This is a genomic window from Pseudomonas sp. LBUM1657 (genome assembly GCF_059716075.1).
Genome location: NZ_CP166799.1, coordinates 4,269,582 through 4,285,788 on the forward strand (window position 1 = coordinate 4,269,582; position 16,207 = coordinate 4,285,788).

Annotated in this window: 10 protein-coding genes; 4 read left to right on the forward strand and 6 right to left on the reverse strand. The window is 52.9% G+C overall.

What is annotated here, in order from left to right; all coding sequences use genetic code 11:
• Positions 1–105 precede the first annotated feature (105 nt).
• Positions 106–687, forward strand: a complete 582-nt coding sequence (locus tag ACA055_RS19740; RefSeq protein WP_497680176.1) for a TetR/AcrR family transcriptional regulator — start codon at positions 106–108, stop codon at positions 685–687.
• On the opposite strand, the gene ACA055_RS19745 is transcribed toward ACA055_RS19740, so the two are convergent.
• From ACA055_RS19745 to ACA055_RS19765, 5 genes are read right to left on the reverse strand one after another with little or no spacing between them, the layout of a single operon-like run.
• A complete protein-coding gene (locus ACA055_RS19745; protein ID WP_497680177.1) occupies positions 668–1,417 on the reverse strand; it encodes a 4'-phosphopantetheinyl transferase family protein in 750 nt (249 codons plus the stop codon). The two genes, ACA055_RS19740 and ACA055_RS19745, sit on opposite strands and share 20 nt — an antisense overlap.
• Entirely contained in the window at positions 1,414–3,117 is a 1,704-nt protein-coding gene (locus ACA055_RS19750) for an aldehyde dehydrogenase family protein (protein WP_497680178.1), read from the reverse strand. The genes ACA055_RS19745 and ACA055_RS19750 overlap by 4 nt, the downstream gene beginning before the upstream one ends.
• Complete coding sequence (locus ACA055_RS19755) at positions 3,114–3,995, reverse strand: SDR family oxidoreductase (RefSeq protein ID WP_497680179.1); 882 nt, start codon at positions 3,993–3,995, stop codon at positions 3,114–3,116. The genes ACA055_RS19750 and ACA055_RS19755 overlap by 4 nt, the downstream gene beginning before the upstream one ends.
• 39 nt (positions 3,996–4,034) lie before the next feature.
• Positions 4,035–5,210, reverse strand: coding sequence for an FAD-dependent monooxygenase (locus ACA055_RS19760; protein WP_497680180.1), 1,176 nt, complete (start codon positions 5,208–5,210; stop codon positions 4,035–4,037).
• A gap of 20 nt (positions 5,211–5,230) precedes the next feature.
• Complete coding sequence (locus ACA055_RS19765; RefSeq protein ID WP_497680181.1) at positions 5,231–12,397, reverse strand: amino acid adenylation domain-containing protein; 7,167 nt, start codon at positions 12,395–12,397, stop codon at positions 5,231–5,233.
• A gap of 246 nt (positions 12,398–12,643) precedes the next feature.
• Here ACA055_RS19765 and ACA055_RS19770 point away from each other — a divergent pair, with 246 nt between their 5' ends.
• The gene (locus ACA055_RS19770; protein ID WP_497680182.1) at positions 12,644–13,279 is read left to right on the forward strand and encodes a TetR family transcriptional regulator; all 636 of its coding nucleotides are present in this window, start codon (positions 12,644–12,646) and stop codon (positions 13,277–13,279) included.
• A gap of 418 nt (positions 13,280–13,697) precedes the next feature.
• Here the strand turns inward: ACA055_RS19770 and ACA055_RS19775 are convergent, their stop codons facing one another.
• Positions 13,698–14,237 (reverse strand): P-loop NTPase family protein, encoded by a 540-nt coding sequence (locus ACA055_RS19775; protein ID WP_497680183.1) that lies wholly within the window; start codon positions 14,235–14,237, stop codon positions 13,698–13,700.
• A gap of 230 nt (positions 14,238–14,467) precedes the next feature.
• Here ACA055_RS19775 and ACA055_RS19780 point away from each other — a divergent pair, with 230 nt between their 5' ends.
• Together ACA055_RS19780 and ACA055_RS19785 are read left to right on the forward strand one after the other, a co-directional pair.
• Complete coding sequence (locus ACA055_RS19780) at positions 14,468–15,034, forward strand: nucleotidyltransferase family protein (protein WP_497680184.1); 567 nt, start codon at positions 14,468–14,470, stop codon at positions 15,032–15,034.
• A gap of 429 nt (positions 15,035–15,463) precedes the next feature.
• The gene (locus ACA055_RS19785) at positions 15,464–15,739 is read left to right on the forward strand and encodes a LysE family transporter (RefSeq protein WP_497680185.1); all 276 of its coding nucleotides are present in this window, start codon (positions 15,464–15,466) and stop codon (positions 15,737–15,739) included.
• The last annotated feature ends 468 nt before the right edge of the window (positions 15,740–16,207 follow it).

Below are 16,207 nucleotides of genomic sequence, written 5' to 3' on the forward strand. Positions count from 1 at the left end.
CTTGCCGAGGCTTTGCAGAACTGAAAATATACATTCACTGCGTATGATTAAAATCATATAATCATACGCAGTGAATGTAAATAGCTTGTTGGCATTGGAGACATCATGGTTCGACGGACACGCGCTGATATGGAAGAAACTCGTGCCACATTGCTGAAAACCGCACGCAAGGTGTTCAGCGAGCAGGGATATGCCGAAGCATCCATGGACGATTTGACCGCTATGGCGGGCCTGACAAGGGGTGCGCTGTACCACCATTTCGGCGACAAAAAGGGATTGCTCACGGCTGTGGTCTCTGAGCTTGATGCTGAGATGGATACGCGGCTGCAAACACTGTCCGACGCCACCGAAAACGCCTGGGAAGGCTTTAGGGATCGTTGTCGCATGTACCTGGAGATGGCTCAAGAGCCTGAGATCCAGCGGATCGTGCTGCGAGATGCGCGAGCTGTCTTAGGAGGCTCCCCACCTGAAGCGCATCGGCACTGCACAGCCTCCCTGCAAAAGATGCTTGAACAGATGATGCTGCAAGAAACGGTGATGCAAACCGATCCTGAAGCACTGGCGATGCTGATCCATGGAGGCTTGTGCGAAGCAGCATTCTGGATAGCGGAAGCTGAACCAGGCTCAAAAAGGCTTGTGCAAGCATTGGCGGCACTTGAAATTTTGCTTAAGGGCGTCCGTAACTGAAATCAGGAACATAGGAAGCCGAGTCCAAGGTAGGTGATACTTGTTTACGGGATAGGGCGAGCAATGTAATCAGCGTATTGGCATGCGTGGACCATAGCCCGCAGAACAGCGTGCCGCTCTCAAACCTGTCGCCTACTCGGTCGGTGACAAGGCGCAGTGTGAATACGCCCTCATCGCTCCAAGAGGCCAACTCGGACTCGGCAAACTCCATATCGGTATGACACAGAGGAAACAGTGTCTTGAACAAGGTTTCCTTTGCTGAAAAACACAGATAGAAGAAGGTTAGCGCCCGTCCTTTATCCATTTTTTTGAACTGGTTCAGCTCAGTCGAAGTAAGGACGTGATTGGCCATTTGTTCAAGTTCTGCATGTTCTACCATCTGCTCCGCATCCAGGCCAATGGCAAGGTATCGTTCTGCATCGCCCACACATGCCAGTGCGCACTCCTGAGTGTGGGTAATCGACCCCTTGAAATCCTTTGGAAATTTCGGATAACGATATGGCTTGGCAATAGGCAACGACCCGCCGTCTCCACCCAACGCCTGAAGCGCTGCAGTCGTACAGATTCGGCCGGCTGCGAACTCCTTGCGTCTGGATGTTATGGCGCACGCCAGCCAGTCCTCTGCCAGCGGCATATCGCGCTCGACTACGTCCTTGACGGGGAGTGAAAACAACTCCAGTCGAGGTAGCGCCGGGTATTTGAAGGGCCATAGGCGAAGTGCTGAACTCATGGTGTGCAGACCACCTTTCTGTCTTCTGTCATGCGCAGACGAGAATGGTAGAACCCTGGAGCTCCATAAGTGACATCTGAGGATGAGTTAACCGCGCCGCCGTGGATGTCGGTAAACACCGAACACTGACTGATGAAATAGTTACTGCAGAAATTCACGGACAGCAGGGCGCCAATGTCCGCAGCGACACACTTCATTGCTTTTTCAACATTTGCATCGGTGGTGTAGAGCCCCAGTCCCAGCACACCGAACTCTTGGCCGACGTGGCTGAGTTCACGGGCAACAGCCTTGAGGTCATCTTTGACAATGACAAAGGAGACTGGGCCAGCTACTTCCTTGGCGTAGTAGTCGAGGCTGCTGGAAAAACCAGGCTGCACGGCAATGACAGAGGGCGTCAGCACCTGCGCATCAGCAAAATCGGGATCCTGCAGCAGTTCGCAGTGGCGCAATACTTTGGCAAATCTGGCACCTTCACATTGTCGGATATCGGCGACGGTTTGTTTACCGATGATCACACCCAGCAGATCACGTGGTGGCCGAAATCTTTGCAGCAATTGATCGATCTTGGCCACCAGGTCACGCTGGAATGTGTCGACCGTTATGATCTTGTCAGGTAATTGAATGCCGTCCTTGAGCACGTAGATGTTCTGAGGCGAAGTGCACAGCTGTGCTGAGTAAGAGCACAGACCGAACGCCAGATTCTCGATCATGCCGTCGTAGTTGTCTGTAGAGTGCACAAACACGGAGGTTTGGGCACTTTGCTGGGTCATGACGCGGGCATGCCATGCATGCTGACGCAACCACTTGCCAAATTCGGATTTGCCCATGTAATCAATCAGCTTCACTGAGCGATGTTGCGCGGCCTTTCTGTAATCCGCGCCGTTATCAGAGCAAAACAGGTTGATGATGTCTTCTGAAACACCCGCTTCCGCACACACTGATTTAATCGCTTTTATGGTCAATGCCAGCGGCAGGGTGGCTTCGGGGTGGGGTATGACAATAACAGGACAGCCCGCAGCCAATGAGGCGAACACGCACGGGTAGGCCCCCCAGGTGGGGGCGACCCGTCCCGAGTACACCAGAGAAAGGCCAGCAGGCTTTGGCTGGAAGTTGCGCAAAATACGCTGTGGCCGCGCGTCTCCTACAGTGAGTTCGGAGTCAAGTTGTTGGGTCAACTCTGCCGTTATTTGACAAATACGGGCAACGGACTCAAGCGCTCGCGCCTGGGCATGGATGGCGTTGGCATGAAAACCCATGAAAAATCCATGTCCACTGGTGTGCATGCCGACGTGAGAAAACAGGAAGGAGTCTGCATGAATTCGCGTGATAGCTTCGCATAACAATGCGCTTCGAAGCTCAACACTCAAGTGCTCCCATTTGCTCATCGAGCGATTGGCCTTTTTAACCAGGCTATCGAAGTTTTCGGCGCGGTATGAAATGCCCAATGGAAACCCATAAGGCGATGTCTCCGTACCGACTCTTTTCTCCCCTGTGTCCGCTAAGCGGCGACGGTCGATCTGAAACTTCGAGTCAAGCAAGCGCTTGAACCTGATCTCGCCCTGTTCAATCTGAACATTTTCATAGCTTGTCAACTCATCGGAAAACGGACTGTAAGGCTGCCTGGATTTCACGGCCACAATCGCACTATTCAACATGGGGCAATGCTGATCACGCCACATTTTCAATCTGCGTATGTTCATGATGCCTGGCCGATCTTTTGAGGCAAAACAAAGTCCGCCTTGGTGGGCATCTGGGCCGCAAACATCGTATCGAGTTCTGCGGTGGTGGCTGACTTTGCCATGTCCACAAAACTTTGCGCATCATCGCCCACACTGTATTGAGCCAGAGGCTGCTGGGTAGTCAGCACTTCAAGGATTACTTCAGCGAAGTCGGTTTCGCTGGTGGTGGCAACGCGGGCCAGTGCTTCGCTTCGTTTGAGAAAATCGGTGAACGAGCGAGCATAAATTTGCCGCGTCTCGCCGCTTACCTGATCCAAGATTTCTTGGCCGGTTGCGAGAAATTTATCCCAGATAGGTGTGTAGATCGCACCTGGCTGTACGACGCTGACCGTGACGCCAGAGCTGGCCAGCTCTCTACGGAGTGCATCAGTGAATGCCATCTTTGCAAACTGAGCGATGGAATAGGCACCCAAGTAAGGAACCGCAATACTTCCGAGGCCAGAAGTGATGTTGATGATGCGGCCCTGGTTTTCACGCAGAAGAGGCAGCATGGCCTGAGTGACCTGCAGTTGTCCTATGACGTTAGTGTCAAGTTGTCTGCGCAGCTCCTGCGGGTTAAGCATCTCGAGCGGGCTGGGCACGCAAATGCCGGCGTTGTTTATCAGCCCCCACAGAGGGTAGGCAGTGTTCTTTGCCGCGATTTTTTTTAATGCCTGCGCAACTGACTCATCGTCGGTGATATCGAGTCTGACTTCCTCCACATTGGCTTGCCCGTTAAACACTCCACGAATCTCTCTTGCAGCAGCGAAAACATGAAAGCCTTTGCGAGCAAGCATCAACGCTGCCGCATGGCCCAGGCCCGAAGAAGCTCCGGTAACAAGTACGCTTTTTTTAGACATGACAATCCCTTATCTGGCTGAAGATTTCCGTGGGGTTACTTACTGGGCGTGTACTGCAAAATCGTCGAACAGCATTGACGCCTGGAGTCGTTCTCGCATGGTTTTTGCGGGGGCGAGCAGCATGCCAACGTCGCGTTTCAGTCGAGGGAGGAATTGGTCGTATTGCTCGACATCACTCAGCGCCCTCGATGCGTCTACGATGGCTTTTGCCCTGGGTTGGCGGATCGATTCATATCGTCGCAAAGCCGCTTGATGGTCCGTTGACGTCGAAAGGACATGCCCAAGCACGGCTGAATCTTCTATGGACAAGCCCGCCCCTTGGCCCAGGCTTGTGAGCATTGGATGCGCTGCATCTCCTAGCAGCGTTGCACGCCCTTTGGACCAAGTCGCTGGAAAGGACCTGTCTTTTGCATCGACAGTGATGATGGCTTCGCTTGGAGTGGCGTGAATGATGTCCGAGACAATGGCTGGCCAGCCCTCATAGACCTTCCCAACGTCTGCGCTTGTGCCTGACCAGCCAACAGCTTCCTGGTTCGACATATTGGCTGTTCCCCACCAGTAGACCCACCCACCTCCGATATCAATGATGCCAATCCGCTTGCCCTTGCCCCAGTAATGCACGACATAGCCAGGGGTAATTTGCGGATGATCATATTTGACCAGTGCGAGCCAGCAGATGTATCCAGCCTCTTGCACCTGGCTGGGTATCCCCATTGCATCGCGCACTGCGGAATAGTAACCGTCCGCACCGACCAGGATATCGCCTGAGGCCATGGTCCCGTCTTCGAAGCTCACGTGTACGGCGTCATCATTTTCGTTGTAGCTTGCAAATCGTTTTGCGTGGCTGATGTCTACCTCCCCCAGGTTGTCCAGCAAGGCGGTTTGCAGTTGCTGTCTGGAAATGCAGACGCTGGGAGAGCCTTGCTCCTCGGCAATTTCCTGGAACGGAAGGCGTTTCAGGAGAAATCCGGATTTATGCCGAATCTCGAAGTTGCGAATTTCGGCTCCGTAGTGCTCCAGTCCAAGATCTATATCGAGCAGTTTTTTCATTGCTGCGCTGGCGTTCGACATCACCGAGAGCCCGGAACCGGTGGCTCTCATGCTGTCAGCCTTCTCGAAAAGACGCACTGACCAGCCAATTTTCTTCAAGGCGACTGCACACGACAAGCCGCCGACTCCGGTTCCGATAATGAGCGCAACTGGTTTGGTTTTCATGTTCTGACCCTGATCCATAGTTATTTGATTTCTTCAAGAATTGCGGTGACGAGCGCACCGACAAAAGGTTCTTCCATGATGGTCAAATGGTCACCGCCAACTTCAATCAACTTGACCACTCCCGAGGTTTTGGCCGCCCAACCATTGAGTGGGTCGTTGTATTCACTGCGGATGGTGTCGTGCATATCCCGAAGGATGGGGGGGAGCGGTTCAATTGCCCGGATCAGGGTGATATCCAGTTCTGGGCATTTCGCCTCGTAGTTGTATTGTGTCGCCGCCTCCCAGTTGGTGCGATACACCTCGAACAGCCGCTGCATGACGGCTTTTGTGCTACCGGCCGGAATTGCACCAATGGAGATTGCGTGATCAGTGATGAAGTCGAAGCGCTCCTGAAGCGTGGCAATATGATCAGGAACAATTTGGACGGGTAGCTCGGAGCCCCTCGACGTCCAGAGCAGTTCCCAAAAAAACCAACTCAGCAAGGCGTCATCACTGGCTTTGCCCTGGGCATGTGAACTAAGTGCCATGGTGTCCAGAATCAGTACATTGGCAACGCACTCGCCTGCCTGTATCAGCTGATGGGCTATCTCAAATGCAATGAACCCACCGTAAGACCAGCCGCCGATGACGTACGGGCCTTTTGGCTGGATTCGACGCATTGCCTTGATGTACAAACTCGCCTGCGCCTCGACAGACGGGATGGGTTCAGAGCCTACATCGACGCCAGATGCTTGCAGCGCATAGAGAGGCTGTTCGGCAGGTAAATGCGGAAGCATGCGCAGGTACGAGAGAATATTGCCGCCCATGGGATGGACAAGAAACAACGGTGTGCGCTGCCCGGTTTCGCGCAAGGGGACCAGTGGGTCGAACGTGAATGCGCCACCGCCTTTCTGAATCAGCACGCTGAGCTTTTCCATGGTCGGTGCACTGACAAAGGAAGACAGGGGTACATTGATTCCGTACAGCTTCTCAACCAACACGACCAAGCGCATGGCTGTCAGCGACGTGGCCCCACAATCGAAGATGCTCTGTTGGGGGTAAATTTTCGGAGTCTTCAGGAGCTCGGCTGCCAACTGGCATAGCTGCGTTTCGTACTCGCCGCTAGGCTCCCGGTGATTCACAGCGTTTCCCAACTGGACGTTCAGCTTGCGCAACGTGGCGTCATCCCTTTTGCCGCTGGGCGTGGTTGGCATCTGCGCGATCCAAGCCATGTGGGTTGGCACCATGTACGTCGGCAATTCCTCGCTGAGGTAATGTCTGAGTTGGGACAGCACCTCGTCGTCCTGCGCCCCGCTTCCTGCCAGGTAGGCGACCAGGTAGGCGTCGTGCTCATCGCGCGGCTTCGCGATCACCGCCACTTCAATGTGTTCGTTGCGGGTTTCAAAAAAGCTAAGGACCTTGAGTTCGATTTCCGACAGTTCAATTCTGTAGCCACGAACTTTGACTTGGTTGTCATTCCGGCCAAGGCTGATAACGGTGCCATTGGCGCATTTGATACCGACGTCACCGGTTCGATAAAACAATTTGCCGGGTACATGATCGTGGAGGATGAATTTCTTATCTGTTTCTTCCGGGGCTTTGTAGTAACCGGACGCCAGTGCGTCTCCGTAAACGCAGATTTCTCCTGGTACCCCGTCAGGAATGACGTGGGTACCGTCGTCAAGAATAAGGATACCCACTCCGTCAATCTCACTACCGATAGGCGGTAATGCCGGGAAGTAATCAGGGTTACCGCTCATGCTATAGCTGGTTACCACATGGGTTTCGGTAGGGCCGTATTGGTTTTCCAAAATGCCCCCGCGCAGATTTCTCATCAATGCACGGATCTCTTGGGTAACCCGCAATTGCTCACCCGACGAGCCGACAACGCGCAGGTTGCGAGGAAACAGGTCAAGGGCGACAGCCGCTTCTGCCAGTTGCTGCAGTGCGATGTAGGGCATGAATACTCGTTCCACGCACTTGCGGTCCATAAACCTGAGCAGGGCCGAGGGATCACGGCGTTCCTCTTCGCCAATCAGGTGCAGCGTCGAACCCGCGCAGAGTGTGGAGAAAATTTCCTGGAACGAAACGTCGAAACTGAGCGGCGCGTATTGGAGTGTCGACCCAACGGCGCCACTGGCCGATTTGTTCTGCCAGTCGACCAGGTTTGCCATCCCCCTGTGAGGCATTGCGACCCCTTTTGGTGTGCCTGTGGAGCCTGACGTGAACAAAATGTAGGCGGTGTCGGTCGACTCAATCGCGACTTCTGGACATCCTGCCTCAACCGTTTGCATGAGGTCATTGGTGAGATCCAGGCGCATAGCGAAATCAGGCAGTTCGTTCACGGACGACCGGGTTACGACTACTGTTGGCGCTGCGAATTTCAGGATCAGTTCAATGCGTGCGACTGGATAAGACACGTCGATAGGTAGACAGATGGCACCTAATCGTAGGGTTGCCAAGGCTGTGGCGATCTGCTCGAGAGAGCGTGGCAATGCTAAGCCGACAACGTCCTGTTGTTGCACCCCTTTGCTGCTGAGCAGAGACGCAATCCTGCCGGCGGCGTCCCAGAGTTGCGCGTAGGTCCACTGTGTATCTTCATAGGTAACAGCAACAGCCTGTCCTTTGTGACGCGTGGCCTGAAGGATCTGCGCAGGCACGGGAATGAATGCCTCCCTTGCTGGCCCCGTGGCAAGATAACCGGATTGCGCAATCGGTGACCTGAGGATTGCCTCTGCGTGAGGTTGATAGGCCAAGCGTTTCAGCGCATCGTTGAAAAGCCGGGCAAAGACTTCACCTTGTTCTCGTGCATAGGTTGCCCCATCCATATCCACACGGATTGCGACGTCAGCGCCCGAGAACTCGCGCATCACATTCACGAGAATGGCAAAACTGGTTTCTTCCTGCGGGTCAAAGGCTGCGATTTCGATTCCGGTTTGTGCGGCGACTTCCTCCAGTACATGGAAGTGGATGTAGTTGAACGCTGTGCTTATGGATACGTCTGAATTGTCGTTCTGAATTTCACTCAATGGGAATCGACGGTGGCGGTGGCTAGCCTTCTCGTGTCGGAAGATTGACTCAACCAGTTGTTGAGCGCTGACATCGGCCAGGTTGACTCGTAACGGCAGTGTGTTCAGAAACAGTCCGAGAATGTGTTCGGCGTGTCGGATCTCGGGGCGTGCGTGAGTCACAACCCCCGTTAGCACGTCTCTCACATTGCTCATTGCCGCTATCGCCGAACAATGGGCTGCCAGGTAGAACGTCTTAATGGGCAGGTGAGCGCGTTTTGCCAGTTGGACCAATGCGTCATCGAGGGCGGGTTCAACAAAAAAACGATACGAGAACATCCCTGTATCCGCGCTCTCTAGGTGCCCCGCGAGCCCAATCGGCAGGGTGTTGGTGGCACCGTCCAGATGGCCTTTCCAGTAAGCTCGATGCTCATGGCTTTGCATTGCAGCCAGTTCGTCCTGAACAAAGAGCGACGGGTTCGGTAAATCGCGCGCGGGATACCCCAGGCCTTCATCATTACCCCTCGCATAACATAGGAGCAGTTCGCGGATCAGGTTCGCGACGCTACCGCCGTCAAGGATTGCATGATGGAAGCTGAGCACCAGGTCAAGAGGGGAACCTGATTCGTTAATGAAAACGGCTACGTTGAACAGTGGGCCTGTAGCAAACGAATAGTTGTGCGCGGACCACTCACGCATATGCTTGGCTATGTCCTGTTCATAGGCGCGTGCCAGTGGTTTATATACGGCCAGAACGTCGTTTACCGACAGATCCTTGTGAATAAGCTGAAGCGGGGTTAAGTATTCGCCGATGTTGAACGTAGTGCGCAATGCCGGGTGTCGCTTGATCAAGCCCTGTAGAGCTTCCCGGAATTTTTGCTCAGACCAGTCCATCTTCAGGGTGTAGCGGAAAACGTCTTTGTAGACCCTGCTTTGCTCTTGCTCTCGGCTATGGAAAAGGAGCCCCAGTTGCAGTTGCGAAATGGGATAGGCGTCTACGGCCAGTTCTGCAAGGCGCTTGCGCTCATTGTCAGTGACCAGTTCAAACGCATTCAGTGCAGCTTTCGGAAGCGTTACGCTGGCTGCGGTAAGCTCCAGGAAGCGTCCCAGTTCTCGAACCGTGGTGTGGTCACTTAGATCGGACAAGTTGGCGTCATATCCGTGCTTCTCTAATTCCGAGCGCACCTTCAGCATCAGGATTGAGTCGCCCCCGATTGAATAGAAATCGTCCTCTGCAATAATGTCCCGCTGACCGAGAATGCCCCCCCAGATATCGGTAACCAGGCGTTCTGTCACACTCAACTCTGCTTTTGGCGCTGTATTTTGCTTGGTATTGGCCATCGCTAAGGCTTGGCCACGGTCGAACTTTCCATTGGGGGTGAGTGGGATATGCTCAAGGGCTACGAATCGGGAAGGAAGCATGAACGCTGGTAGAGCGTTAGCCATTTGCTCGCGCAATGAGCGTTCAGCCTGTGGGATGCGACTGACGAAGAGAGCCACCAAATGGTTGCCCCGCATATCGTCCTGCTCAACAACGACTTCGGCATTCAAAATGTTTGGCAGATTGAGCAGCGTGTCCTTGATTTCGCCTAACTCAATGCGGTTTCCGCGGATTTTTACCTGGCCGTCCATTCGCCCCAGATACAAGATAGAACCGTCGCTTGCCCATGCGGCGAGATCTCCGGTTCGGTACCAGCGACGTCCATCCTCGGGGTCGGTAATGAAACGTTCAGCAGTAAGTTCCGGGCGGTTCAGGTAGCCTCTTGCCAACTGAACGCCGCCGATTTGCAGTTCTCCAGGTACGTTAACGAGCTGCCTGACACCATGTTGGGAGACGATACGTATTGACGTGTTGTTGATGGGGAAACCAATCGGCACTTCATCAATATCTGAGTTGCTCAGCAGGTCCAGCTCATACCAGGTGACATCCACGGTCGTCTCGGTCGGACCATATAAGTTGATCAACCTGGGCGGGTGCGTTTCGCCTGTGAATAGTTTGCGGAATTTATTCACGACGGCAGAGGAGAGTGCTTCGCCGCTGGTAAACAGGCAGCGCAGGCTCTGTACGCTCAGCAGTTGTTCTCGATCGTCTGCCAAAGCCTGAATATAGGGTTCAAACATCGAAGGAACGAAATGGGCCACTGTGACGTTGTGATTGCTGATGGCTTGAATCAACGCGCGAGGGTCTCGCTGCGCCCCTTGCTCCAACAGTGCAACTGACGCCCCTGTCATGCTCCACCAAAAAAGCTCCCATACGGAAACATCGAAAGAGATAGGGGTCTTTTGCAGGATCACATCGTTACTGGAGAGCGGATTAATCTCTTGCATCCACTCCAGGCGATTGATTACCGAGTGGTGCTCAATCACGACGCCTTTTGGCCTGCCTGTCGAGCCCGACGTATAGATGATATAGGCGGGATCTTGGGGCCGAGCTTTGCTGACATAATTGACTTCGCTCGCAAGCTCCATGGGTATTGCGTCGAGATCAAACCTGCGTGGATCATCACTGCTCATCACCTGAGGTAGGTTGGTGATCACCCGTTTCGCGTTGCTGTCCTCAAGCATGTACTGAATGCGGTCTGCGGGATATTCGCTATCTATTGGCAGGTAAGCCGCACCCGTTTTCAGTACGGCAAAGATCGCCGCCATGAGTTGTGGCGACCTGATCATTGATACAGCAACGACGTCACCTGGCCCTACGCCATGGTTTTCCAGTTCTGTGGCGATCGCCGAGGACCAATTGTCCAATTCACCATAGGTGAAAGTTGCATTGTCGTGGTCACGCAACGCTATGTTGCCGGGGGTTCGTGTTGCCTGCGCTCGAAACAGCGATATGACAGTGTCTTTTTCACGGTAAGGCTTGGTCGGCCCTTCTTCGAATGTCCGGAGTGTCTCAGCTTGCTCATAAGTCAGAAGACTTACTTGGTCCAACGGCTTGTCCAGCTGAGTCAGGAAGCCATCAACCAACTGAAGGAACGCGTCGAGAAACACCGATGCATGGCACTCTGAATCGAAAGCCGCACTGTTGAGGCAAATTTCACCGCATACATCGGCATTCTTTCCGTAGGTATGCAAGTGAATGGCAACCGCGTCTTGCGCATGAACGTGTGCGATGCTTCTGTGAGTCGACGCCGGCACACCTTCATCTGTTTGCGGGTAACGTAGGTATGAAACAGTCGCATCGAACAGTTGTCGATTGTGACCAGAACTCGCGATTTCAGAGACCAGTTGCCCAAAGGGGATGGACTCTCTTTCCTTGATAAAGCTGACCTGTTGTTTGAGTGAAACTGCAACGTCTCGAAGCGTGTGAGCGTGGCTGACCTGAACGCTGACGGGAAGCGTGTTGGCTCTTTGGCTGACTGCGGTGATGTCTGCCTGGCCCCGATTGAGGAAGGGCACCCCAATCAAAAAATGCTCGCTGCCATATTGGCATGACAGCAATACCGCCAATGAGGCGGAAACGGTCATGAAGGGCGTCATGCCGATACCCAGGGTGCGCTGAACGTCTTCAGCCGAGATCGTGAATGTACGGCGATAGCGATGGGACGAGGAGAGCCTCGGGCCGGCCTTCGTAAAAAGTACGGGGTTCACGTTGTTGAATGTGCCTGCAACCTCACGGATCGCATGATGAAGCGCTGCACTGTGCAGGGCGGGAGTCTTTGCAGCGTGGTTTTCAACGTAGTCGTGAATACTTAATTGAGGAAGGGCTTCCCTTCCTTCAAAAACGTTCAAAATCTTCCTGGACAACACGTCCAATGCCCAGTTGTCGATCACGATGTGATGCGCTCGAATCATGAGCATCACTGAGGTGCCAACCTGCCCGATAGCCGCTTCAACCAATGGGGCGTAGGAGAGATTCCATGAATGGCGGGACCATTCTTCGTAAAAAGCCGCCGAGCCGGATTCATCGGTGAGCTCAAATAGCTCTGCGACGATCTTGCACGATGTTTGTCGTACAGTCGGATGGCCATCATTGTCATGGTATGTCTTAAAACAAGCGGGCTCAGATCGCAGAACGTTCTCAGCGACGGATTTCAACCTCTCTACGTCGACCGACCCTGGCAGGCAAATGCACAGGGCCACGGTGAACTGGTGGCTGTGAGGTGCTTTTTGCGATTCAAACCAGATATCACGCTCAAACGGGTTGAGCAGTTGAGCTGTATGCGAGGCGGATTGCTTTTCATCGACAGCACTGTTCATCGCGATCTAACTCCCTTTAGATGATTTAAGCAGCAGCAAGTGGCAAGGCAGGAGACGTGTTTGTCAGCTTTGTCTTACGTTCACTGCTGCAAAATGAGAAGGCATGTGAATATTGTCATTGGGTGACAAAAGAAGTCAACAGGCATTTATTGTGATGTGTATTTTATTAAAATTGCGCAATTGTCATTTGGTGGTAATAATGTTTGGTCAGGTACCGTGAGTTGACCTAATCGAGGAAACAGACGCGTGGCGGAAAAAGAAGAGGTAGGCAGGCGTGAGCGTAAGAAGCTTATGTTGCGCGATGCCCTGATTTCAGCGGCTTATGAGCTTTTCGCTGAGAAGGGATATGATGAAACGCGAGTCGAAGACATCACCGAGAAAGTGGATGTCTCCGCTCGTACATTTTTTCGATATTTCTCCTGCAAGGAGGATGTCGTTCTGGATTATCAAGAAGCGGAGCATCAGGAATTCATCGCCGCGCTGGGTGAACGCCCACCCCACGAACCTGTTCTGACGGCCTTGAGGCATGCTGCTGTAGATGTCGTAAGGAGTTGTGAGAAGGGATCATATGGTTTTGATGCGGATCGTTTCATGACGCTTCAGGAGCTGCTGAGAAGCCATCCTCTGATCCGTGCAAAAACGCTGCAAAATGGGGTAAGTCGCCGAGATTCCATTGTTGCGCTCATCGCTGGGAGAATGGGGGTGAATGCAGAGAATGACATTCGCCCAAGCGTAGTCGCGTGGGCGCTGGATTACGCCCATATAGCTGCCCATGACCTGTGGAAAAAAAGATCTTCATCTGCGCTTTACTCAGATGTTCTTGATGAGATTTTTGCGATCATTGAGGATGGTTTTAATTTTCCGGCCCTCCAAACGGGGTAATTTGCCCGAGCTACGATTGCACGCACATTGCCGATGCGCGAGGTGTGTGCCGCCAAACGCTACGCGATTGATCAGACATCCCATCTGCAATCGCCAGATCGTAATGATTGACGGAGGTGCTGATGCTTCCTTCACCTCGACATTAAGAAAGTGAGTCATGATCTGGAAATCGTGCGGTAGCTGACTGCGACCGTCTGCTTTTCCTACAGAACAATGATTTGCCGCGCTTTGACAAGCTAATCCAACACGACAAACTTCGTGGCGTGACGCATTCATGTGGCTCATGAATCGCCCTTGGTTCCCTAAACACATCGAAAGTCTGGTATTGGCCGAACGCTGCCTGTCGCGAGGGGCAGCAACCGGCCAAGAGCTGCCGGTCGCAACAGGCAATTTCCGTACTGAAGTAGTCAACCGTCTATCAATCTCGCGGAGCCTGGCCAGTCAAATTTCCAATGCTCGCGAGAAAAACTCTGGTATCCCGATTGGACCGCAGACAGACCACGCGGCAAGTGGATGGCGCAGTCGCCACGAGTTGCTGCATCTTTGCTCGCGCTGATTTTTTCGTCCGCCACATGAATCTAAAAAACTCCGGCAGATTCGCCAGCAGTTCGGGGCAGTTCTCCGGCAAGTCAGGCCGAGACCGACCGCACTGGAGCAGCGTTCTGAGCACTACGCGCCAGAATCGAAGCGTCGCCGAACGATCAATCCATATCAAAAGATCTGCGCGGGCCACCCGATTGTCCCAAGTGGCTGAATGGCCACCTTCGAATATCCAGCGTTCACGGGCCTCGATCTCCCGACAAAGATGCGTCTTCTCGCCCCAGCTCCGTTCGACCCACCCTGGCTGCCAGTGGATAGTGTCGATATGAATGATCGGTAAGCCCGTAAGCTGGCCAAGCTTACGCGCCAAAGTGCTTTTACCAGACCCGGGTTGCCCAACAATCATCACCCGCAGCATCGAAGCTCCTTCTCGCTATGCAAGCTGATTTTTTGGGGGGTGGCGATTTTACGTCAATGCCAGTCTCCGTCAACAACAAGCGGTCAGCGTTACGGGCTGCTTCCGGCCAGAAGACGTTCATCCAAGTACTATTTCTGGCCAGTGTGTAAAAACGCTGTCTTTCGCGAAACTTTACAAATCTATGATGTACTGTCCGTCGCTAGGACTAGATCGATTCCAAAGGGATGAAAATGACATTGACTGTCGAAAGGTTGGTCAGGATAGCAATGGCCAATCCAATAAATACTGAAATCACCTCACGTTTACCTTCACTCGGTTTGAATCAATGCATGCTCACTGCGGGTTGCCTGTTCCAAGCCGTCTGGAATCATCAGTCACAACTGCCGCCAGCTTGGGGGGTGAAGGATTACGACGTTTTTTACTTCGACAACGATCTGTCTTGGGAGGCCGAGAATGAGGTCATCAACTCAGCTCAGCGTCTCTTCCAAGACCTCGAAGTTAACGTTGAGATCAAGAATCAGGCTCGCGTTCACTTGTGGTACAACCAGCGGTTTGGCGGGGATTATCCTCAGCTTCAGTCGGCTAAAGACGGGATTGATCGCTACCTAATTTCCGGTACCTGCATTGGTTTGGATGTTGAAACTGGCGAAGTCTATGCTCCCAACGGCCTGGCCGACACAGAGCAAGGGCTACTTCGTATCAATCCAAAGAATCCCAAGCCAGATCTGTTCGATCAGAAGGCGAAAAGTTATCAAGCTCGCTGGCCTTGGCTCAGGATCGTAGAAATCCAAAGTTGAATCGGAACGCGCGGAGTATGCCGATGAGGCAATTTATTGGAGATGAGAGCTGATTGCTACCTGTCACGACGGGCTGCAATCGACCGATTGTGTTGAAAAAGTCGGTCCTTCCAGATTGCCCACATACTGGCTGCTGAAAACGCCTTTTTTGCGCGCAGCTATGCGAAATCTGAGCTCGGAATCCTCTGCACAAAGTAAAGATTTCAATCTCAAGCGCTTACTTTTCTGCAGTGGAAACCATGGCCGACTTTTTCAACAGAATCGGCCGAAAGTAGCCATTCCGGACGCTCCTGCACGCAGGAGTGATCGCCATGCGTAGAGGGACTATCCATTAGTCATTTGATATGCCGGTAGACCTTGGTTGTGTGAGGCTTGACTACACATAACAAAAGATATAACTAGTCATGACTCGGGGTTGTATTTGTTGCGTTGCCTTGGGCTGCGCTTGTTGTAAAGGTTCTGGGGGCTGCCTATCTGATGGGGTTCGGATTCCGACTGCTGATGAACGCAGGAAAGCATCCTCTCGACCCGCAAAATGATGCCATCGCCAGTAGTTGCAGACAGTCCTTTATTCAGGGGGTGGTTACCAACATTGGTAACCTAAAGTTCGTAGCCTTCTATGCAGTTGTTTTTTCAGCCAGCGTACCCGCCTACGTTTCACTAGGCACATTTTCGTCGATACTAGCAGTTGCATTGGTGGTTTAAACGGCTTGGTATGGAATGGTCGCAATAGCTCTTTCGCAACTTAAGATTGCTTGCGCGTACCAAGGGAGGTAAAAGCAATAGATCGACTATGCGGTGGATTGATTTTGTCTCTGGGGATCCACCAACTGGTTTAATAGCCCTCGATGGAGTATCTATCTAGAGCGAAAGCCTTTGCTATGATTTTGAGGATTTACATCGCAAAAATCGCTCATGAAGCCCGTTATTTAAGATGAACACTAAGGCCAAAATCTTTTTGGTCGATAGCCACTCTTGAGGACAAGACAGCAATCGACCAAAAACGCTCGCTTACTTAAGGCAGCTTTCGATCTACCTCCCCTAAACGCCGCACTCAGGTGCGCTTCGGGTGATGTGAAGCCTTGCGGCATTAAGGATTCAGAGCGGGTTAACGTCACCCACAGCGAGTTGTTAGAGTGGGACTGCGATGAGCACTTTAAGACGACCTTCACC

Excerpts from the sequence above, each read along its gene's own strand:
- ACA055_RS19740 (WP_497680176.1), top strand. The coding sequence starts at position 106 with ATGGTTCGACGGACACGCGCTGATATGGAAGAAACTCGTGCCACATTG.
- ACA055_RS19745 (WP_497680177.1), bottom strand. The coding sequence starts at position 1,417 with ATGAGTTCAGCACTTCGCCTATGGCCCTTCAAATACCCGGCGCTACCT.
- ACA055_RS19750 (WP_497680178.1), bottom strand. The coding sequence starts at position 3,117 with ATGAACATACGCAGATTGAAAATGTGGCGTGATCAGCATTGCCCCATG.
- ACA055_RS19755 (WP_497680179.1), bottom strand. The coding sequence starts at position 3,995 with ATGTCTAAAAAAAGCGTACTTGTTACCGGAGCTTCTTCGGGCCTGGGC.
- ACA055_RS19760 (WP_497680180.1), bottom strand. The coding sequence starts at position 5,210 with ATGAAAACCAAACCAGTTGCGCTCATTATCGGAACCGGAGTCGGCGGC.
- ACA055_RS19765 (WP_497680181.1), bottom strand. The coding sequence starts at position 12,397 with ATGAACAGTGCTGTCGATGAAAAGCAATCCGCCTCGCATACAGCTCAA.
- ACA055_RS19775 (WP_497680183.1), bottom strand. The coding sequence starts at position 14,237 with ATGCTGCGGGTGATGATTGTTGGGCAACCCGGGTCTGGTAAAAGCACT.
- ACA055_RS19780 (WP_497680184.1), top strand. The coding sequence starts at position 14,468 with ATGACATTGACTGTCGAAAGGTTGGTCAGGATAGCAATGGCCAATCCA.